15 protein-coding genes are annotated in these 19,979 nt (G+C 71.0%); 9 read left to right on the forward strand and 6 right to left on the reverse strand.

Annotation, left to right across the window (positions count from 1 at the left end):
- Nucleotides 1-3: 3 nt before the first annotated feature.
- The 3 genes from ACSYGN_RS23705 to ACSYGN_RS23715 all read right to left on the reverse strand — a co-directional run bounded on the left by ACSYGN_RS23705 (nt 4) and on the right by ACSYGN_RS23715 (nt 5,347).
- Nucleotides 4-1,608 carry a penicillin-binding transpeptidase domain-containing protein gene (locus ACSYGN_RS23705; protein WP_460398799.1) on the reverse strand — a complete coding sequence of 535 codons (1,605 nt, stop codon included), beginning with the start codon at nt 1,606-1,608 and terminating at the stop codon, nt 4-6.
- A 267-nt stretch (nt 1,609-1,875) separates the two neighbouring features.
- Entirely contained in the window at nt 1,876-3,495 is a 1,620-nt protein-coding gene (locus ACSYGN_RS23710) for a penicillin-binding transpeptidase domain-containing protein (RefSeq protein ID WP_460398801.1), read from the reverse strand.
- 112 nt (nt 3,496-3,607) lie between these two features.
- Nucleotides 3,608-5,347 (reverse strand): dolichyl-phosphate-mannose--protein mannosyltransferase, encoded by a 1,740-nt coding sequence (locus ACSYGN_RS23715; RefSeq protein ID WP_460398803.1) that lies wholly within the window; start codon nt 5,345-5,347, stop codon nt 3,608-3,610.
- Between the two features lie 118 nt (nt 5,348-5,465).
- Here ACSYGN_RS23715 and rsmI point away from each other — a divergent pair, with 118 nt between their 5' ends.
- The 5 genes from rsmI (at nt 5,466) to ACSYGN_RS23740 (ending at nt 10,035) form a co-directional block, all read left to right on the forward strand.
- The gene (rsmI, locus tag ACSYGN_RS23720) at nt 5,466-6,377 is read left to right on the forward strand and encodes a 16S rRNA (cytidine(1402)-2'-O)-methyltransferase (protein ID WP_460398805.1); all 912 of its coding nucleotides are present in this window, start codon (nt 5,466-5,468) and stop codon (nt 6,375-6,377) included.
- Nucleotides 6,378-6,709: 332 nt separating this feature from the next.
- Nucleotides 6,710-7,099 carry a hypothetical protein gene (locus tag ACSYGN_RS23725; RefSeq protein WP_460398807.1) on the forward strand — a complete coding sequence of 130 codons (390 nt, stop codon included), beginning with the start codon at nt 6,710-6,712 and terminating at the stop codon, nt 7,097-7,099.
- 77 nt (nt 7,100-7,176) lie between these two features.
- Nucleotides 7,177-8,136 (forward strand): TatD family hydrolase, encoded by a 960-nt coding sequence (locus ACSYGN_RS23730; protein ID WP_460398809.1) that lies wholly within the window; start codon nt 7,177-7,179, stop codon nt 8,134-8,136.
- Between the two features lie 70 nt (nt 8,137-8,206).
- On the forward strand, nt 8,207-9,145 hold the full coding sequence (gene rsmA, locus ACSYGN_RS23735; RefSeq protein ID WP_460398811.1) for a 16S rRNA (adenine(1518)-N(6)/adenine(1519)-N(6))-dimethyltransferase RsmA: 939 nt from the start codon (nt 8,207-8,209) through the stop codon (nt 9,143-9,145).
- The gene (locus ACSYGN_RS23740; RefSeq protein ID WP_460398813.1) at nt 9,142-10,035 is read left to right on the forward strand and encodes a 4-(cytidine 5'-diphospho)-2-C-methyl-D-erythritol kinase; all 894 of its coding nucleotides are present in this window, start codon (nt 9,142-9,144) and stop codon (nt 10,033-10,035) included. The genes rsmA and ACSYGN_RS23740 overlap by 4 nt, the downstream gene beginning before the upstream one ends.
- 115 nt (nt 10,036-10,150) lie before the next feature.
- Here the strand turns inward: ACSYGN_RS23740 and ACSYGN_RS23745 are convergent, their stop codons facing one another.
- On the reverse strand, nt 10,151-10,630 hold the full coding sequence (locus ACSYGN_RS23745) for a Uma2 family endonuclease (protein WP_460398815.1): 480 nt from the start codon (nt 10,628-10,630) through the stop codon (nt 10,151-10,153).
- Nucleotides 10,631-10,776: 146 nt separating this feature from the next.
- Between ACSYGN_RS23745 and ACSYGN_RS23750 the strand changes: the two genes are divergently transcribed.
- The 4 genes from ACSYGN_RS23750 to ACSYGN_RS23765 all read left to right on the forward strand — a co-directional run bounded on the left by ACSYGN_RS23750 (nt 10,777) and on the right by ACSYGN_RS23765 (nt 17,687).
- Entirely contained in the window at nt 10,777-12,579 is a 1,803-nt protein-coding gene (locus tag ACSYGN_RS23750; RefSeq protein ID WP_460398817.1) for an ABC-F family ATP-binding cassette domain-containing protein, read from the forward strand.
- 245 nt (nt 12,580-12,824) lie between these two features.
- A complete protein-coding gene (locus ACSYGN_RS23755) occupies nt 12,825-14,786 on the forward strand; it encodes an outer membrane protein assembly factor BamB family protein (protein ID WP_460398819.1) in 1,962 nt (653 codons plus the stop codon).
- A 94-nt stretch (nt 14,787-14,880) separates the two neighbouring features.
- Nucleotides 14,881-16,737 carry an outer membrane protein assembly factor BamB family protein gene (locus ACSYGN_RS23760; RefSeq protein WP_460398821.1) on the forward strand — a complete coding sequence of 619 codons (1,857 nt, stop codon included), beginning with the start codon at nt 14,881-14,883 and terminating at the stop codon, nt 16,735-16,737.
- 263 nt (nt 16,738-17,000) lie between these two features.
- Nucleotides 17,001-17,687 (forward strand): helix-turn-helix transcriptional regulator, encoded by a 687-nt coding sequence (locus ACSYGN_RS23765; protein WP_460398823.1) that lies wholly within the window; start codon nt 17,001-17,003, stop codon nt 17,685-17,687.
- Nucleotides 17,688-17,848: 161 nt separating this feature from the next.
- On the opposite strand, the gene ACSYGN_RS23770 is transcribed toward ACSYGN_RS23765, so the two are convergent.
- Together ACSYGN_RS23770 and ACSYGN_RS23775 are read right to left on the reverse strand one after the other, a co-directional pair.
- On the reverse strand, nt 17,849-18,205 hold the full coding sequence (locus ACSYGN_RS23770; RefSeq protein WP_460398825.1) for a hypothetical protein: 357 nt from the start codon (nt 18,203-18,205) through the stop codon (nt 17,849-17,851).
- A 21-nt stretch (nt 18,206-18,226) separates the two neighbouring features.
- The gene (locus tag ACSYGN_RS23775; RefSeq protein WP_460398827.1) at nt 18,227-19,915 is read right to left on the reverse strand and encodes a sodium:solute symporter family protein; all 1,689 of its coding nucleotides are present in this window, start codon (nt 19,913-19,915) and stop codon (nt 18,227-18,229) included.
- Nucleotides 19,916-19,979: the final 64 nt, after the last annotated feature.

Here is a 19,979-nt window from a genome sequence, read left to right on the forward strand (position 1 = left end):
CTGTCAGCTGCCCTGCTTGAGCAGCGCGGCCACGATCGGCCCCGCCGTGTCGACGCCGTGGCCGCCCGCCTGGACCACGCCCGCAGCCGCGAGGTCGCCCTTGTACGCCGTGAACCACCCGTTCGGCTTCTTCTGCCCGTCGACCTCCGCCGAGCCGGTCTTCGCGCCGTAGTCCGGGCCGAGACCGACCATCGCCTCGGCGGCCGTGCCGTACGCGGCCGTGTACTGCATCATCTCGCGCAGCTGCGACAGCGTGCCCGCGGACATGGTGCGTGAAGCGGTCGCCAGCGTGCGGTGGTCGACGCTCGGGGAGACCAGATAGGGCTGGTGGAAGGTGCCCGACTTCACCGTCGCGGCGACCGACGCCATGTTCAGCGGGTTCATCCGGACCGCGCCCTGCCCGATCAGCGCCGCCGCCTTCTGCGCCGCCGACTGCACCGGCACCGAGCCGTCCGTCGACGGCACACCGATCGCCCAGTTGTCCATGCCCAGCCCGAAGACCTGCTGGGCCTGCTTGGTCAGGGAGTCGTTGTCCAGCTTCCCGGCCTGGCTGATGAAGGCGGTGTTGCAGGAGCGGGCGAAGCTCGCCTTGAAGGTGCCGCCCTTGATCTCGAAGTCGTCGTCGTTGTGGAAGGTCCAGCCGCCGTACTTGAACGTCTTGGGGCAGGGGTGCTTCTTGTCCGCCGACGCCAGGTCCTTCTCGATCAGCAGCGACGAGGTGATGATCTTCATCGTGGAGCCGGGGGCGAGCGAGCCCTGGAACGCGGTGTTGAAGCCGTGCGAGGCGTTCGCCACCGCGAGGATCTCGCCGGTCGACGGGCGCAGCACCACGACCGACGCCCGCTCGCGCTTGGCCACCTGCTTCTCGGCGGCGGCCTGGAGGCTCGGACTCAGCGTCGTCCTCACCGAGCCCGGGGTGCCCTTGCTCAGTTCGACGAGCGTCTTGTCGGACAGCTTGGCCTTCTCGGACTCCTTGCCGCGCACCACGCGCAGCTCGACGCCCGCCTTGCCGCCGGCCGTCTTGCCGTACTTCTCGCGCAGCCCGTCCAGGACGGTGCCCAGCGACGGGTACCTGGCGGCGGTGAGCTCGCCGCCGGCACGGTCGTACGCCGTGATCGGCGGGGTGCCGGACTCGCCGGTGACCAGAGTGTCGCCGTCCTTCAGATCCGGGTGGACGACGGAGGCGTGCCAGTCGACCAGCGGCTTGCCGTCCGCCGCGCGCCGTACGACGGTCAGCGCGCAGTGGTAGGCGAGCGGCTTGCTGACGCCCTTGTAGGACACGGTGGCCTTCACGGCGAAGGGGACCTTGGCGCCGGTGCGGGTGCCGGGGGTGAGGGTGACGTCCTTGATGCGGGCGTCCTTGGTGTAGCCGGTGAGCAGCTTCGCGGCGGCGGCCGAGTCGTCGGTGGCGGCGGCTGCCCGGGTGACGCTGCCGGACTGCCAGGCCGTCAGAAACGTCTGCGCGGCGGTCTGTACCTCGGTGGCGGACAGCGGTCCGGTCTTGACCGCCTTGTGGTCGGCCGCGCGGCCGTTCTCGTCGGCGGCCGCCCCACCGCCGTAGATCGCGTACACGCCGAAACCGGCGCCCGCGAGGACCGTCACGGCCATTCCGGCCAGCACGGCGGGTTTCGGTGCCCGCCGCTCCACGGTCCGTCGTCTCTTGCCCCTCGTGCCCACTGCTCCCGATCCTCCGCGCCTTCCCCGGGCCCCCGCCCCACATCGTTCTCAACGACGACGACCACACTAGAGTCCCGATCTGTGGCCGTGCGTCACAGGTGATGTCGGCCACACAGGGGCCGGGCCGGGGTCGGCGCCGGCCGGGACTGCGGACGTCCTCAGCCCCGCCCCCCGTCCCCCGTCCTCGAATCGTCGTCCTCAGCCCGCCGCCCGCAGCACCGCCGCCACGATCGGGCCCGCCGCGTCGCCGCCGTGGCCGCCCTCCTGGGTCATGGCCGCCGCCGACACGTCGTTGCGGTAGCCGGTGAACCAGCTGTTGGACCTCTCCTGCCCGTCGACCTCGGCGGAGCCGGTCTTCGCGCCGACGCTGCCGCCGAGCCCGGCCATCGCGCGGGCCGCGGTGCCGCTGACGGCGGTGCGGTTCATCATCGCGCGCAGCTGCGCCACGGTCGACGCGGACAGCCCCTTCGCCGTCGCCAGCGAGCGGTGGTCCAGCTTGGCCGGCACCAGGACCGGCTGGCGGAAGGTGCCCGTCATGGCGGTCGCCGTCACCGAGGCGAGGTTCAGCGGGCTGAGCTGCACCTGGCCCTGGCCGATCATGTTGGCCGCGGTGTTCGGGCCGCCGGAGGCGGGGACCGAGCCGTCGAAGGAGGGGATGCCGACCTTCCAGTTGTCCCGGCCGAGTCCGAAGCGGTCCTCGGCCTCCTTGGTCAGCGAGTCCACCTGCACCGAGTCCGCGTACTTCACGAACGCCGTGTTGCAGGAACGGGAGAAGCTGTCCGACAGGGTGGCGTGCTCGTCGGCCTTCATGCCGTCGAGGTTGTGGAAGGTCTCGCTCTGCCAGACGGCCTGGTCAGGGCAGGGCGCGGGGCCGTTTGCGCTCGTGAGGCGGTTGTCGATGAGGGTGGCCGCGCTGATGATCTTCATGGTGGAGCCGGGGGCGAGCCGCCCCAGGAAGGCCGCGTTCCAGCCGTCGTTGCGGTGGTTGGCGATGGCCAGCACCTCGCCGGTGCTCGGCTTGACGGCGACCACGGACGACTCGGCGAACTTGGTGACCGCGGTCTCCGCCGCCGCCTGGGCGGCCGCGCTCAGCGTGGTGCGCAGCCTGCCCGCCTTCCCCTTGGCGAGGGTCAGCAGCGGGGTGTCGGCGGTGGTGGCTGCGGCGTGCTTGATGCTCAGCTCCACGGCGGGCGAACCGCCGGCCTGGTCACCGTACTTCTGGCGCAGTCCGTCCAGGATCGGCCCGAGGGACGGGTACTTCTCCTGCGTCAGCACCTTGCCGTCGCGGTCCACCGCCTCGATCGGCGGCGCCTCCGACTCGCCGGTCACCAGGGTGTCGCCCGTGTGCAGCTTCGGGTGGACGACCGAGGGCTGCCAGTCGACGAGCGGCCGGTGCGTGCTCTCGCCCCGTACGACCGTCAGCTTGCTGCTGTAGCCGAGGGGCTGGGTCCTGCCCTGGTACGACACCGTTGCCTTCACGGAGAACGGCACGACGCTGCCGCTCGCCGTGCCCGGGGTGATCCGCACATCGGTGATGTGCGCGGTCCCGCCGTAGGCCGCGAGCAGACTCTCCGCCGCCACCGGGTAGTTGGTGTACGACGCCGCCTGGTGCGCGTCCCCCTTCTGCCAGGCGGCGAAGAACGCGGCGGTGGTGTCCTTGACCTCGTCGCCCGTCGGCGGCCCGGTCCGCTCCGGCGCCGCCCCGCCCGTGGCGGAATTGTTCAGCGCGGACACGATGTTCAGCGCCCCGTACCCCGCCCCGCCCACCAGCGCGACGAACACCCCGCCCACGACAGCGGCCTTGACCCCCTTGCGCATGGCCGTTCCCCTCCTGATCGGTCCAGTGAACTGTAGGCCGGATGAGGGTTGCCTGTGTTGCAGGATGACGTTTGTTGGCCGAACGGAGATCAGAAGACGGAATCGGGGCGCCTCAGATCCAGGTGTCCAGCCACATCCGTGAACGCCACTGCTCGATCGGGATGGACAGACCGGTGTAGAGCGGCCAGAAGTAGATGAAGTTCCACGCGATCAGCAGCACCAGCACGCCCGAACCCACGGCGCCCACCACCCGGCGGGTCTCGCCGGAGCCGGGCGGACCGATGATCGCGCCGATCAGCATCGCCACAGCCAGGCACAAGAATGGCGTGAACACGACCGCGTAGAAGAAGAAGATCGTGCGCTCCTGGTACATGAACCAGGGCAGATAGCCGGCCGCCACCGCGCAGGCGATCGCGCCCGCGCGCCAGTCGCGGCGGAACGCCCAGCGCCACAGCACGTACACCAGCGCCACGCACGCCGCCCACCACAGCAGCGGGGTGCCGAGCGCCAGCACCTCGCGCGCGCACTTGGCGCCCGCGTTCGACGGGCAGCCGTCCACGCCGGGCGAGGGGGACACGTAGTAGTACGAGACCGGGCGGCCGTCGACGATCCAGCTCCACGGGTTCGACTGGTAGGTGTGCGGCGACGACAGGCCCACATGGAACTTGTAGACCTCGTGCTCGTAGTGCCACAGGCTGCGCAGCCAGTCCGGCAGGAAGCTGAAGAAGCCGCCCTTGCCCGCGGTGGCCGCCCAGTTGCGGAAGTAGCCGCCGCTGCCGTCGGCCGGGGACAGGATCCAGCCGATCCAGGAGGCGAGGTAGACGGCGATCGCGACCGGGACCGTGGCCAGGAAGGTGATGCCGGTGTCGCGCCGCAGGGCCGCCGCGAACGCGGACGGGGCGCCCGCGACCCTGCGCGAGGCGGCGTCCCACAACACAGCCATCACGCAGAACGCGGCCAGGAAGTACAGGCCGTTCCACTTGGTGCCGATGGCGAGCCCCAGCAGCACGCCCGCCGTCCAGCGCCACGGCCGCCAGCCCAGCTTCAGCGTCTCCGCGATGTGCGCGTCGGGGCGAATCCGGCCGTCCGAGTCCGCCGGGAGCGCCGCGGCCAGTCTCGCGCGCGCCCGGTCGCGGTCGATCAGCAGACAGCCGAACGCCGCCAGCACGAAGAACGTCAGCACCCCGTCCAGCAGCGAGGTGCGGCTCATCACGAACGACAGCCCGTCCACCGCCAGCAGCGTGCCCGCGAGGCAGCCGAGGAAGGTGGAGCGGAACAGCCGGCGGCCGATCCGGCACAGCATCAGCACGGACAGCGTGCCGAGCAGGGCGGTCATGAACCGCCAGCCGAACGGATTGAACCCGAACATCAGCTCGCCGAGGCCGATGACGTACTTCCCGACCGGCGGATGCACCACGTACGCCGCGTCCAGCGGGATCTTCACATGGCCGTTCGACTGGATGATCAGGTCGTTGGCGTTCTTGTCCCAGTTGACCTCGAAACCGCGGTGGACCAGCGCCCACGCGTCCTTCGCGTAGTACGTCTCGTCGAATATCACCGCCTTGGGGCTGCCCAGATGCCAGAACCGCATGACGCCCGCCAGGAGCGTCACCAGCAGCGGCCCGCCCCAGCCCGACCAGCGCACGATGCGGTCGGCGAGGGTGGGGGGCACCCCCAGCACCTGCCACATGCGCGCGCCGGGTTCCGCGTACGGCGGCACCAGCCGGTCGCGGACGTCCACGACCGGCCTCGGGGTGTAGCCGAAGCGGCGCAGCCGCTGCGGCCACGACGGACGCTGGTCGTGCGGTGCCTGGCCCTGCCGGGTGTCCGTGGAGGACGCGGTACTGGTCACGCGCGCCATCGTAGGGAAAGCGGCTGTGCGAGTCCCGTGCATGTGCCGTAACGGTACGGATGCATTCGGTCTTGTTCGGTCTCGTTCTTGCCCTGCCGGGCCCTGCGAGGATGGATACGTGACAGTTGCTCCCGGTGCTCCCGGAACCCTGGTCCTTGCCGGCACCCCCATCGGCGACATCGCCGACGCGCCTCCCCGGCTCGCCGAGGAACTCGCCGCCGCCGACGTCGTCGCCGCCGAGGACACCCGGCGGCTGCGCCGGCTCACCCAGGCCCTGGGTGTGACGCCCAAGGGGCGCGTGGTGTCGTACTTCGAGGGCAACGAGGCCGCCCGTACGCCCGAGCTGGTGGAGGAACTGGCCGGCGGGGCGCGGGTGCTGCTCGTCACCGACGCGGGCATGCCGTCGGTGTCGGACCCCGGGTTCCGGCTGGTGGCCGCGGCCGTCGAGCGGGACATACGGGTCACGGCGGTGCCGGGACCGTCCGCCGTCCTCACCGCGCTCGCGCTGTCCGGGCTGCCCGTCGACCGGTTCTGCTTCGAGGGGTTCCTGCCGCGCAAGGCGGGCGAACGGCTCTCCCGGCTGCGCGAGGCCGCGGACGAGCGGCGCACTCTCGTCTTCTTCGAGGCCCCGCACCGCCTCGACGACACCCTCGCCGCGATGGCCGAGGTCTTCGGCACCGAGCGGCGGGCCGCCGTCTGCCGCGAGCTGACCAAGACCTACGAGGAGGTCCGGCGAGGTCCGCTGGGGGAGCTCGCGCAGTGGGCCGCCCAGGGGGTGCGCGGCGAGATCACCGTCGTCGTCGAAGGTGCCCCGGACCGGCCCGCCGAGCCACTGGACGCGGCCGAGCTGGTGCGGCGGGTGAGGGTGCGGGAGGAGGCGGGGGAGCGGCGCAAGGAGGCGATCGCCGCGGTCGCCGCGGCGGCGGGGCTGCCGAAGCGGGAGGTGTTCGACGCGGTGGTGGCGGCGAAGCACGCCGAGGGCGGCGTGGGCGGCGCGGGTGGCGCGGGTGGGGGCGCGCGGCGGGGGTGAGTGTCTCCCGGGTGTGTCGCGCGGGGGCGGGTGTGGGGCGCGTGCGCCTCCTACCTGGGGTTTTGTGTCGTATGAGCGCGATGCTTCTCGGCTGAGCGCGCGCTCCATGCGGCGGCAAAGCGGGCTGTCGCGCAGGCAAAATGCGGCGGCGCGGTCGGGTGAATTCGGCAAGGAAAGCCCAAAACGGCTCCAACAGTCGACAGGACGGGTGCATTCGGGCCCTGGGCGGCGTCCACTGGAATGTGGGACGTCCCCGTCCCTCGCCCCCACCGGGATTCCGGGGGGAATCCCCGTTGCCGGGGCGCTTGTCCGGCGGACAAGAGGAGCTGGCAGTGAGTGAGATCGCAGGGCAGACCGACCTCCACGGCGCGGCAGCAACCGTTGTTCACGAGTCCTATTCCTTCGCCTGTATGCGGTGCGGACACGGCTGGGAGCAGTCGTACGAGATCGAGCAGCACACGGACGCGGACGGCACCGTCTTCGTCCTGTACGTGGCCGACGGCCGGATCGTGCCGTCGCCGCTGAGCAGGCCCACCTGCGCCAAGTGCGACGGGCACCTTGTGCGGATCATGGCGGCGGGCCAGGTGTCGTCGGTGCAGAGCCATCTGCGGCGTGCGGAGACGCGGCAGCCGTCGGAGGAGGCGAACGACCAGCAGCACCAGCCGCACCACCACTGGCACCTGTCCGATCTTCTGCACCCCTTCCACCGCAGCGTGGGCTGAGGCGGCGCTGCGTCGGCTGAGCGCGGTCGGAGGAGGGCATGCCCCGGCCGCGGGAGCCGCTTCCGTAGGATCGGGGCATGTCTTCGACCGACCCGAATGCCGCAGGCTCCGTAAAGGCCAAGGCCAAGGCCAAGGCCAAGGCCACGCCCACGGCCACGGCCACGGCCACGGCCGACAGGAACGCGGCGCCGCCGCTGCCGGAGCCGCTGAGGGTGCCGGTCGCCGACTCCCACACCCACCTCGACATGCAGTCCGGCACTGTCGACGAGGCCCTGGCGAAGGCCGCGTCGGTGGGGGTGACGACGGTCGTCCAGGTCGGCTGCGACATCAACGGCTCCCGGTGGGCGGCCGAGACGGCGGCGGCGTACGACAGCGTCCATGCCGCCGTCGCCCTGCACCCGAACGAGGCCCCCCGCATCGTGCACGGAGACCCCGACGGCTGGTCCCGGCAGGGCACACGCGCACCAGGCGGCGATGCCGGACTCGACGCGGCGCTCGCCGAGATCGACCGGCTGGCCGGGCTGCCCCACGTGAAGGGCGTCGGCGAGACCGGCCTCGACTTCTTCCGCACCGGCCCGGAGGGCATGGCGGCCCAGGAACGCTCCTTCCGCGCCCACATCGAGATCGCCAAACGGCACGGCAAGACCCTGGTCATCCACGACCGCGACGCCCACACCGACGTGCTGCGCGTGCTCAAGGAGGAGGGCGCCCCCGAGCGGACCGTCTTCCACTGCTACTCCGGCGACGCCGAGATGGCGGAGATCTGCGCCCGCGCCGGATGGTTCATGTCCTTCGCGGGCAACGTGACCTTCAAGAATGCCCAGGATCTGCGCGACGCCCTGGCCGTGGCCCCGCTGGAGTTGGTCCTGGTGGAGACCGACGCGCCCTTCCTGACGCCGATGCCCTACCGGGGGCGGCCCAACGCGCCGTATCTCGTGCCGGTCACCGTGCGGGCCATGGCCGCCGTACGCGGCATCGACGAGGACACCCTCGCGACGGCACTCGCGGCGAACACCGCCCGCGCCTTCGGCTACTGAGACCACCCTCGCAGACCGCCGTCGCCCCGTTCCCGGCGGGACCCGTCCGGCGGCCCCGTACCCTTGTCCCGTGAGCAGCAGCCCCGCCCCCGACGCCCTGCTGGGCCCCGCCGACGTCCGTGAACTCGCGGCAGCCCTTGGCGTACGGCCGACGAAGCAGCGCGGCCAGAACTTCGTGATCGACGCCAACACCGTCCGCCGGATCGTGCGCACCGCCGACGTGCGGCCGGACGACGTGGTCGTCGAGGTCGGCCCCGGGCTCGGCTCGCTCACCCTGGCGCTGCTGGAGACCGCCGGCCGGGTCACCGCCGTCGAGATCGACGACGTCCTCGCCGCCGCGCTGCCCGCCACCGTCGCCGCACGGCTGCCGGACCGCGCAGACCGCTTCGCGCTGGTCCACTCCGACGCGATGCACGTCACCGAACTGCCCGGCCCCGCGCCGACCGCGCTGGTCGCGAACCTGCCGTACAACGTCGCCGTACCCGTGCTGCTGCACATGCTCGACACCTTCCCGAGCATCGAGCGCACCCTCGTCATGGTGCAGGCGGAGGTCGCCGACCGGCTCGCCGCGGCACCCGGCTCGAAGGTGTACGGCGTCCCGTCCGTCAAGGCGAACTGGTACGCCGAGGTGAAGCGGGCCGGGGCCATCGGACGCACCGTCTTCTGGCCCGCGCCGAACGTCGACAGCGGTCTGGTGTCGCTGGTGCGGCGCGCGGAGCCGGTGAAGACGACCGCGTCGAAGCGGGAGGTCTTCGCCGTCGTCGACGCCGCCTTCGCGCAGCGCCGCAAGACCCTGCGCGCGGCGCTGGCCGGCTGGGCCGGTTCCTCCGCCGCGGCGGAGGCCGCGCTGGTCGCCGCGGGCGTCTCACCGCAGGCCAGGGGGGAGTCCCTGACGGTGGAGGAGTTCGCCCGTATTGCGGAGAACGCCCCCGCACGTCCTGCCGTAAGCACCGAAGAGCACGCAGGCACCGAAGAGCACGCCGACACCGAGGAGTCCGGTCAGCAGTGAGCGTCACGGTACGCGTTCCGGCCAAGGTCAACGTCCAGCTCGCCGTGGGCGCCGCGCGCGCCGACGGCTTCCACGACCTGGCCAACGTCTTCCTAGCGGTCGGCCTCTACGACGAGGTCACCGTGACCCCGGCCGAGGAACTCCGGATCACCTGCACGGGCCCGGACGCCCACCAGGTCCCGCTGGACCGCACCAACCTCGCGGCGCGCGCCGCTCTCGCGCTGGCCGACCGCTACGGCCGCCCCGCTGACGTGCACATCCACATCGCCAAGGACATCCCGGTCGCCGGAGGCATGGCGGGCGGCAGCGCGGACGGCGCGGGCGCACTGCTGGCGTGCGACGCGCTGTGGGGCACCGGCGCAACCCGTGACGAACTCCTCGACATCTGCGCCGAGCTGGGCAGCGATGTGCCGTTCAGCCTGGTGGGCGGGGCGGCGCTGGGCACCGGGCGGGGCGAGAAGCTGACGGTGCTGGAGGTCGGCGGCGGCTTCCACTGGGTGTTCGCGATGGCCGACCGGGGGCTGTCGACCCCGGCGGTGTTCCGTGAGTTCGACCGGCTCGCCGAGGGCCGCGACATCCCCGAGCCGGTGGCCTCGGCGGATCTCCTCGCCGCGCTGGCCAAGGGCGACCCGGACGCCCTGGCGGCCACGGTCACCAACGACCTCCAGCCCGCCGCCCTGTCCCTCTTCCCCACGCTGGCCGACACCCTCGCGGCGGGCCGCACGGCAGGCGCCCTGGCCGCCCTGGTCTCCGGCTCGGGCCCGACGACGGCGTTCCTCGCCCGGGACGCGGAGTCGGCGGAGCAGGTGGCGGCGACGCTGCGATCGTCGGGCACCTGCCGCACGGTACGGACCGCCCCGGCACCGGCGGCGGGCGCGACGGTGGTGTGAGGCGGGCTGCGGCCGGGCTGATCTCGCCCCCGCCTCCCCTTCCCGTTCCCGTCCCCGGGGGCTCCGCCCCCGGACCCCCGGTCCTCAAGCGCCGGAGGGGCTGAGTATGGGGGTCTCAGAGGTGGTCGACGGCGGTCAGGTCGATGGCGATGTCATAGGGCTTGGCCACCTTGAGCTGGTCCCGGTGCATGCCCATGTGCACGTACGCCTTGGTCATCGTATGAGGGATCCCAGCGGCTGCGTACTTCTGCGGTTTGGTCGTGCGGTCGCGGAATTCGGAGTCCGGGGAGACGACCTCCACGGCGAGGAGCACGTCCTCGCCCCGGAAGCTCATCTGGTCCCAGCCGGTGATCGCGTCGGCGCGGACCACCACCACGTCGGGTTCCGGGGCGTTGTGCTTGTCGAGGACGATGGTCATCTGTCGGCTGACCTTGAATCCAGAGGGCAGACAGGCGCGCAGGCCGCCGACGAGGAGGTCGGTCGCAACGCTGTGGAAGTCGCACTGCGGAGGGGGGAAGACCAGGATTCCGTCGATCAGCTCGGCACGCCGCGGGAGATCCGGCAGGTTGAAGAGGTCGTCCGTGGTTGCTTGCACGGCCCTGATTCTGCTGGCCCGTCCCGCCTGCTCGGATCTTTCTCCCGATCGTGTCATCACAAAGGGTGACGACACCCTCACACCCCGGCCTCACCCCCTCAGGCCCTACCCTTGAAGGCTGACCGACCCCCGTGCACAGGAGTGAAATGGCCGTCAACCTCGTCAATGTCGAGAACGTCAGCAAGGTGTACGGGACCCGTGCCCTGCTCGACGGGGTGTCGCTCGGCGTGTCCGAGGGGGACCGGATCGGGGTCGTGGGGCGGAACGGGGACGGGAAGACCACGCTGATCCGGATGATGGCCAAGCTGGAGGAGGCCGACACCGGGCGGGTCACCCACTCCGGGGGGCTGCGGCTCGCGGTGCTGACGCAGCACGACTCGCTGGACTCCGCGGCCACCGTCCGCCACGAGGTGATCGGCGACATGGCCGACCACGAGTGGGCCGGGAACGCCAAGGTCCGGGACGTGCTCACCGGGCTGTTCGGCGGGCTCGACCTGCCGGGGTTCCCGAAGGGGCTCGACACCGTCATCGGGCCGCTGTCCGGCGGTGAGCGACGCCGGATCGCGCTCGCCAAGCTGCTCATCGAGGAGCAGGACCTGATCGTCCTCGACGAGCCCACCAACCACCTCGACGTCGAGGGCATCTCCTGGCTCGCCCGGCATCTCCGGGACCGCCGCTCGGCGCTGGTGTGCGTGACCCACGACCGCTGGTTCCTCGACCAGGTCTGCACCCGCATGTGGGACGTGCAGAAGGGTGCGGTGTACGAGTACGAGGGCGGCTACTCCGACTACGTCTTCGCCCGCGCCGAACGCGAGCGCATCGCCGCCACCGAGGAGGTCAAGCGGCAGAACCTGGTCCGCAAGGAGCTGGCGTGGCTGCGGCGCGGGGCGCCCGCCCGCACCTCCAAGCCACGCTTCCGCGTCGAGGCCGCCAACGAGCTGATCAAGGACGTGCCGGAGCCGCGGGACAGCTCCGAGCTGATGAAGTTCGCGTCCTCGCGGCTCGGGAAGACCGTCTTCGACCTGGAGGACGTCACCGTCCAGGCCGGGCCCAAGGTGCTGCTCAAGCACATCACCTGGCAGCTCGGCCCCGGCGACCGCATCGGCCTCGTCGGCGTCAACGGCGCGGGCAAGACCTCCCTCCTGCGGGCCATGGCGGACGCCGCGCGCAGCGAGGGCGAGGTGCAGCCGGTGGGCGGCCGGGTCGCCGTGGGGCGGACGGTCAAGCTCGCCTACCTCTCCCAGGAGGTCGCCGAACTCGACCCCGACTGGCGGGTCCTGGAGGCCGTGCAGCAGGTACGGGAGCGCGTCGACCTCGGTAAGGGGCGCGAACTGACCGCCGGGCAGCTCTGCGAGACGTTCGGCTTCTCCAAGGAGAAGCAGTGGACGCCCGTCAGCGACCTCTCCGGCGGTGAGCGCCGTCGCCTGCAACTGCTGCGGCTGCTCATGGACGAGCCCAATGTGCTCTTCCTCGACGAGCCCACCAACGACCTCGACATCGAGACCCTCACCCAGCTCGAGGACGTCCTCGACGGCTGGCCCGGCTCGATGATCGTCATCTCCCACGACCGGTTCTTCGTCGAGCGCACCACCGACAAGGTCTACGCCCTCCTCGGCGACGCCACCCTGCGGATGCTGCCGCGTGGCATCGACGAGTACCTGGAGCGCCGGGCCCGTATGGAGGCGGCGGTGGCTGCCTCCGCGCCTGCGCCCGTCCGGCCCGCGGCGGAGAAGAGCGCCGCGGACGCCCGCGCCGCCAAGAAGGAACTCCAGCGCATCGAGCGGCAGCTGGACCGCATCTCCGAGAAGGAGACCAAGCTGCACGCTCAGATCGCCGACAACGCCACCGACTTCGCCAAGGTGGCGGAACTCGACACCGAGCTGCGCGAGTTGGCCGGTGAGCGGGACGAGCTGGAGCTGCGCTGGCTGGAACTCGCCGAGGACGCGTAAGCCCTCGCCGGGAGGCTCCGGCGGTCGGCGGGTACGGCGTGCGCGCCGTGTACCGGGGGCGTGAAGGCGCGTAACAAGGGCATCACGGGCCGGTCCTCCCTTGGGAACAGGGGCGGTCACGGCCCGTCGTGCTGTCGGTGGCGGGTGATACAAAGAGCTGTCTGAGAACTTACTGAGAACGACCTTGGGTCCATCACGAACCTCGGGGCGTGGCTAGAAATCAGTGGATGAGGGGGAACGCGCTGATGACGCAGCCGCCCAACCAGCCGCCGCAGCAGGGCGGTTTCGGAGCGCCGCAGGAGCCGCAGGAGCCGCAGGAACCGGCGGAAGGGCAGCCGCAGGACGGGCAGCAAGGCGGGCAGCAGCAATCGGGCGGCGGCGCAGGGGTCTTCGGGGCGCCACAGACCGCGCCGGCTCCACAAGGCCCGCCCCAGACCCCGCCGCCCCCGCAGATGCCCCCCGCAGGCCCGCAGCCCGGCTACGGCTCCCCCCAGCAGCCCGGGTTCTACAACTCGCCCGCACCGCAGGGGCCGTACGCCCAGCCGGGACCCTACAACCAGCAGCCGGGCCCGTACGGCGCTGCCCCCCAACCAGGCTCGTACGCCCCGCAACCGGGCCCGTACGCCCCGCAACCGGGCCCGTACGCCCCGCAGCCCGGCCCCTACGGGCCGCCGCAGCCCGGCTACGGCTACCCGCAGCCGCCCTCGTACCCGGGCGGCCCGGCCACGATGCCGCTGGGCGCGCAGGGCCCCGGCACCGGCGGCCCGCGCGGCCCGTTCAGGAGGAAGCCCGCGCTGATCGTCGCCGCCGCGGTCGCCGCGCTGGTCGTGATCGGCGGCACGGTGTACGCGCTCGCCGCCGCATCCGGTGACGGCGGAGGCGGCCACCCCGTCGCCGCGCCCACCGACAGCGGCGGGACGGCCGCCACCGACGACGCGGTGAACCCCGGCGACGGCAGCGGTGACGGCACCGGCGCAGCCGACCCCGAGGACCTCAACGCCGGTCGGAAACCCGGCGAGGCGAAGGTGCTCTGGTACAAGTCGGCGCCGGACGCGCCCGGTTCCGGCGCGGACGCCCCCGGCATGTGGATCACCGGGAAGACGGCGGTGAAGGCCGCGTACAAGCAGGTCTTCGGCTACAGGGTCGGCAGTGGCGACCCCGCCTGGAGCACCCTCACCTTCCCCCAGAAGATCTGCGCGGTCACCGGCGAGCAGTCCTCCGACGGCAAGGTCGTCGTCGCTTACGAGAGCGGCACCAGCACCCGCGCCAAGTGCAACCAGCTCCAGCAGATCGACCTGGACACCGGACAGAAGGGCTGGTCGGCGCAGGTCCCCGACGGCGCGCTCTTCGACAGCGTCATCACCGTCGAACTGACCCTCACCGGCAAGACCTTGATGGTGGGCCGCTCGCAGTCCGGCGTGGCCTACGACATCGGCAACGGAAAGAAGCTGTTCGAGAAGAAGAAGTACGGCGCCGCCTGCTTCCCGACCGCCTTCGCGGGCGGCTCCCGGCTGATCTCGGTGGCGTCCTGCGCCGCGACCACCGCGAACGAGCACGACGAGATCCAGGAACTCGACCCCGCGACCGGCGCGGTCAAGTGGACGCAGAAGGTGAAGAAGGGCTGGAAGGTCGCGCGGGCGTACTCCGTCGACCCGCTGGTCGTCTATATGACCAACGAGGACAAGAAGGCGTGGAACATCTCCACGTTCGACGCCAACGGCTCCTTCCGCTCCGAGGTCGGCTTCGACGAGGACTTCGCCCCCCAGTGCGGCTGGGCCGTCCTCGAACGCAACCTCCAGGGCTGCCAGGGCGCGGCCGCCGACGCGGACACCCTCTATCTGCCCACCGAGGCGACCACCGGCGCCAACGAGATCGTCGCGATCAACCTCTCCACCGGCAAGGAGAAATGGCGGGTGAAGTCCCCGGCCGACGAGTCGATGATCCCGCTCCGCACCGAGGGCGGACAGCTGATCGCGTACGTCGGGCCGTCCTACGACGCCGGCGGCCAGGTCGTGTCGATCCCGACCGCGGGCACCGGCCACACCCCGTCGAAGCTGCTCCAGAACCCGTCCGGCACCGCGACCATCGAGAGCGGCTTCTTCTCGCGGGACGTGGCCTGGGCCGACGGCCGCTTCTACATCTCCACCACCCGGCTGACCGGCAACGACGACGCGAAGGAGAAGCTCATGCTCGCCTTCGGCAAGTGAGCCCGCCCCCGGGCACCCCTGCCCACGGCACCCCCGCGCCGTCACCGCCGTTTCCGCCGCCGTCCCCGCCGCCGTCCTCTGAGGTACCCACGTCATGACCCAGCCGCCCCCGCCGCCGCCGAACCAGCCGCCGAACCAGCCTCCGCAGCCCCCGAACCAGCCCCCCAACCAGCCGCCGAGCCAGCCTCCGCAGCCCCCGCAGGGCGGCTTCGGCCCGCCGCAGGCCGCGCCGCAGGGCCCGCCGCCCCCACCCGGCTACGGCTACCCCCAGGCGCCCCCGGCCGGCCCCACCCCTCCGCCCGGCTACGGCTTCCCGCAGTCACCCCCGGCCCCGCCGCAGCCCGGCTACGGCTACCCGGGCCAGCAGCCGCAGCCGCAGCCGCAGCCGAACCCGTACGCCACCGCCCCGCAGAACCCTTACGCGCCCCAGCCGGGCCCTGGCTACGGCTATGGCTACCCGACGCAGCCCCAGTTCCCCGGCGCGCCCGGGATGCCGCTGCCGCCCGGCGGTCCGAAGAAGTCGAAGGCACCGCTGGCCATCATCGTCTCGGCGGTCGTGGTGATCGCCCTGATCGTCGGCGGCGGCATCTTGTACTCCCGGAACGACGACGGCGCCGCTGGCAAGAAGGGCACCGCGAGCTCCGGCGGCACCGGCAAGAACGACTCCAAGGGCGGCGTCCTCTCCGGAGGCTCCGAGAAGGTGCCCTCGGACACCGAGTCCAAGGTGCTTTTCCAGGTCCCGATGCCGGAGACGGACGACACGGTCGTCACCGCGGGCTCCTGGCTGACCGACACGGTGTACGCCAAGACCGGCATCGCCGAGATCACCGGCTACGACCCGGCCAAGGGCACCAAGAAGTGGACGCTCAAGCTGTCCGGCCCGGTGTGCGAGACCACCGACCACGTCGACGCCGAGGGCCGTACCGCCGTCCTCTTCCAGCCGAAGATGCCGGCGAAGAACTCCAGCGCCGGATGCAGCCAGATCGCCGCGATCGACCTGAAGACCGGCAGCAAGCTGTGGACGAAGACGGTCGACTCCGGTGACAGCCCGATCAGCTTCAGCAACATCACCCTCGGCGGCGGTGCCGTCGCGGTCGGCTCCACCTACGGCGGCGCCGCCTTCGACGTCGCCAGCGGCAAGGCCCTGTGGTCCCCGAAGCCCGCCGACACCTGCTACGACGCCGGGTACGCGGGCGGCGCCAAGCTGGTCGCGGTGCGCAAGTGCGGCGAGTACGGCAGCCGTCAGCTGCACATCCAGAACATCGACCCGAAGTCCGGCAAGGTGATCGCCGAGTACAAGATGACGCAGGGCATCGAGTACGCCAGCGTGGTCTCCGCCGACCCGCTGGTGGTGGCCGCCGACGTCGGCGACAGTGCCGGTGACGGCAGCGGCATCTCGGACTTCTTCTCCATCGACAACAAGACCGGCACCCTGCGCGCCCACATCTCCGCGCCGGGCGCCAAGTACGCGGCCCGCTGCGACGGCATCACCCGTATCGAGGAGTGCAAGGAACTCGCCGTCGGCAACGACAAGCTGTACGTGCCGACCGAGGAGCACGACGGCAGCGGCCAGTACAGCAAGACCAACGAGATCGTCGCCTTCGACCTCGCCACCGGCAAGCAGACCGGCCAGCGCGCCGACGCGGGCGACGGCTACAACATCTCCCCGCTGCGCGTGGACGGCACCAACCTGCTGGCGTACAAGCGGCCGCCGTACGACAAGGGCGGCCAGGTCGTCAGCGTCGACGGGAGCACCTTCAAGCAGACCGTCCTGCTGGAGAACCCGGCGACGGAGTCGGTGCGCGACGCGGAGACCGCGATGCTCCCCGAGTTCGCGGAGCTCCTCTACGGCAAGGGCCGGCTGTACATGTCGGCGGTGTACGGGCACAAGTCGTCGTCCTCGTACAGCAGCAAGGAGTACCTGGCGATCGCCTTCGGCACCGGAGACTGACCGCGTCCCGCCCACCGGCCCCGTCCCTGTCGCATCCCTGTCGCATCCCTGCTCAGGGGCGGGGCCTGCGCGTACCGCTCATCGCCCGCGAATGCCAGGAATTCCGTCGATCCGGGGCACTTCTCATCAGTAGGGGCAGCGCGACGTCGAACAAGCGTGTAGCTTCCGGGGGCATGAGGGGCGAGGTGCCGGGGGGTCCTCTGTCCTGGTGGACAGCGGGCGGCCATAGTGGGGCGTCCGCTGGGGGACTGGGGGGTTTCCGCATGGGAGTGCGGCTCATGGTGGTCGACGATCACCGACTGCTCGCCGAGGCGCTGGCCTCGGCGCTGAAGCTGCGCGGGCACCGGGTGCTCGCCGCGGCGGCGCCGGCCGCGGGCGCAGCGGAGCTGGTGATCACACGCGCCCCCGAGGTGTGCCTGCTGGGGACGGCCGCTCCGGCCGAGCCGGGCGTCTTCGACCCGGTGGTACGGATCAAACGGGAGCGTCCGCAGGTCGCGGTGCTGGTGCTGGGCCCGGTGCCGTCACCGCGCGGTATCGCCGCCGCGTTCGCCGCGGGCGCCTCCGGCTATGTACGGCACGACGAGCGCATCGAGGGAGTGGAGCGGGCCATCATGAAGGCGCGCGCCGGTGAGGCCGCCGTCGCACCTCAACTGCTCCAGGGCGCCTTCGCGGAACTCCTCAACCCCGCCGCCCAGCCCGACGACGAGGGCCAGCGGCTGCTCCAGATGCTCACCCCGAGAGAGGTCGAGGTCCTGGTGAGGGTGGCCGACGGCGAGGACACCCGGCTGATCGCGGCCGGCATGGGCATCGCCCCGAGCACGGCCCGTACCCATGTGCAGCGGGTCCTGATGAAACTGGGCGTGGGCTCCCGCCTGGAAGCCGCAGCCCTCGCCGCCCGCACCGGCCTACTGGACCGCGCGGGCCCGCTGCCGGACACGGGCGGGCACTGAGCGGCCGGGCTTCCGCACACTGCGCGCCCCTTCTGCATGCCGCGCGCCCCTGAAGGGCGGCCCCGTCAGGGGCGCTCTTCAGGGGCGCGGGGAACTGCGCGACCAGCCACGACGCCGCCGCAGCCGAGCAACGGCATGGTGTGGCACGACGCGCCACGCCCTCAGACAGAGGGTTCGTCATCCGCCGGAGGCTCCGGCACCGGCGACGGGGTCGGCCGCAGCTTCAGCCAGGCGAGGAAGAACACCCCCAGCAGCAGCATCCCGATGCCGGTCCACAGGTTGATGTTGACGCCCTGGGCCTTGTCGATCGCCGCCTGGTCGTCGGTGATACCGGTGATCGTGACGATGATCCCGTACAGCACGAACAGTCCGCCGATGATCCGGCGCAGGTCGAAGATCCGCGCCGCGGTCGCCGATTTGCCCTCGAGGTCGGTGACCTCGCGCTGGACGTCCTTGTCGGAGTAGTGCGAGAACCCGGAAGAGCCGGAAGGGTCGGAAGAGCTCGAAGAGTCAGTCATGGTTTCTCAATCCTTCCCCGGTCAGAACGAGAACGGGATGTAGCAGGCGGCGGCGATGATCACGGCGCCCCAGCCCAGCAGGGCGGGACGGCGGTACCAGGCGTCGTCGCCGGCGGCGGGTGCCTCCGACATGCCGGGGGAGCGGGTTCCGTAGACCAGGCCCTGGAGCTCCTCGTCGGGCTTGGGTGCGGTGAACAGGGACACGACCACCATGACCACACCACCGGCGACGAAGCCGGCGATCGCGGACACGAAGTTGGCGCCCTGGTCGGTGGGGATGGAGATGATGTCGTGCTTGTAGAGCACGAAGTAGTTCACCATTGCCGTCACCGTGCCGGTGAGCAGACCCCAGAAGCCGGACTTCGCCGAGGCGCGCTTCCAGAACATGCCGACGATGAACACCACGAACATCGGCACGTTGAAGAAGGAGAACAGCGTCTGGAGGTAGCTCATGATGTTCGAGAACGACGATGCCAGGAAGGCGGTGCCGATCGAGGCCATCACGCCGACCGCCGTGATGATGCGGCCGAAGCGCACGTAGTACTCGTCCTCGCGGCCGATGACCACGTACTTCGCCCAGATGTCGGTGGTGAACACCGTGTTGAACGACGACACGTTGGCGGCCATGCCGGCCATGAACGCCGCCAGAAGACCGGTCACCGCGATGCCGAGCACGCCGTTGGGCAGCAGCTCCTGCATCAGATAGGGGATCGCGTCGTTGTACTGGAGCCCGGAGCCGGAGGTGCCGATGTTGGGGACCAGGGCGGCGGCGACCAGACCCGGGATCATCACCAGGAAGACGATGAAGATCTTCGGGTAGGCGGCGATCAGCGGGGTGCGCTGGGCGGCGGAGAGGTTCTTCGCGGACAGGGCGCGCTGCACCTCGGCGAAGTTGGTCGTCCAGTAGCCGAAGGACAGCACGAAGCCGAGGCCGAGCACGATGGTCAGCCAGTTCGCGCCGAGCGGGTTGGCGCTGCCGATGCCGGTGCCGCCCCACGCCGAGACGAAGTCACCGCCGTGCTGCTTGGTCAGCGTGTCGGTCAGACCGCCCCAGCCGCCGACCTTCTTCAGGCCGAGCACGGAGATCGGGATGAGGGCCGCCAGGATCACGAAGAACTGGAGCACCTCGTTGTAGATCGCGGAGGACAGACCGCCGAGGGTGATGTACGCGAGCACGAAGAACCCCGCCACCACGATGGCCACCCACTGGGGCCAGCCGAGCAGCGCCTCGACGACGATGGCGAGGGCGTAGAGGTTCACGCCCGCGATCAGGATGGCGGCGAAGGCAAACAGCACGGAACTGAGCAGATGCGCCCACTTGTCGAAGCGCAGCAGCAGCATCTCGGGTACCGAGCGGACCTTGCTGCTGTAGTAGAAGGGCATCATCACCAGGCCGAGGAAGACCATGGCGGGGATGGCGCCGATCCAGTACCAGTGGACGGTGTAGGCACCGTACTGGGCGCTGTTGGCGGCCATGCCGAGGATCTCGGTGGCGGCCAGGTTGGCCGAGATGAACGCCAGACCGGTGATCCAGGCGGGCAGTGAGCGGCCCGAGAGGAAGAAGTCGAGGCTGGTCTTCACCGACTTGCGGGCGGCGAGGCCGATGCCCAGCACGACGACGAAGTAGATCGCCATGATCGTGTAGTCGAGCCAGTTGGTGGGGAGCCGTAGCTCCACCGCCAACTGAACGGCGGGTGTGGGGGGTTGCATGTGCACTCGCTTCGTTGCGTGAACAGATCCGGCTCAGGAACCTACGCTTGCGTTCAATAAATGA

It is taken from the genome of Streptomyces sp. YIM S03343 (genome assembly GCF_054729195.1).

What these genes read in the sequence shown, in the direction of transcription:
- ACSYGN_RS23760 (WP_460398821.1), top strand. Translation starts at nt 14,881, where the DNA reads ATGACCCAGCCGCCCCCGCCGCCGCCGAACCAGCCGCCGAACCAGCCT.
- ACSYGN_RS23770 (WP_460398825.1), bottom strand. Translation starts at nt 18,205, where the DNA reads ATGACTGACTCTTCGAGCTCTTCCGACCCTTCCGGCTCTTCCGGGTTC.
- ACSYGN_RS23710 (WP_460398801.1), bottom strand. Translation starts at nt 3,495, where the DNA reads ATGCGCAAGGGGGTCAAGGCCGCTGTCGTGGGCGGGGTGTTCGTCGCG.
- ACSYGN_RS23730 (WP_460398809.1), top strand. Translation starts at nt 7,177, where the DNA reads ATGTCTTCGACCGACCCGAATGCCGCAGGCTCCGTAAAGGCCAAGGCC.
- ACSYGN_RS23755 (WP_460398819.1), top strand. Translation starts at nt 12,825, where the DNA reads ATGACGCAGCCGCCCAACCAGCCGCCGCAGCAGGGCGGTTTCGGAGCG.
- ACSYGN_RS23750 (WP_460398817.1), top strand. Translation starts at nt 10,777, where the DNA reads ATGGCCGTCAACCTCGTCAATGTCGAGAACGTCAGCAAGGTGTACGGG.
- ACSYGN_RS23705 (WP_460398799.1), bottom strand. Translation starts at nt 1,608, where the DNA reads ATGGCCGTGACGGTCCTCGCGGGCGCCGGTTTCGGCGTGTACGCGATC.
- ACSYGN_RS23765 (WP_460398823.1), top strand. Translation starts at nt 17,001, where the DNA reads ATGGGAGTGCGGCTCATGGTGGTCGACGATCACCGACTGCTCGCCGAG.
- ACSYGN_RS23775 (WP_460398827.1), bottom strand. Translation starts at nt 19,915, where the DNA reads ATGCAACCCCCCACACCCGCCGTTCAGTTGGCGGTGGAGCTACGGCTC.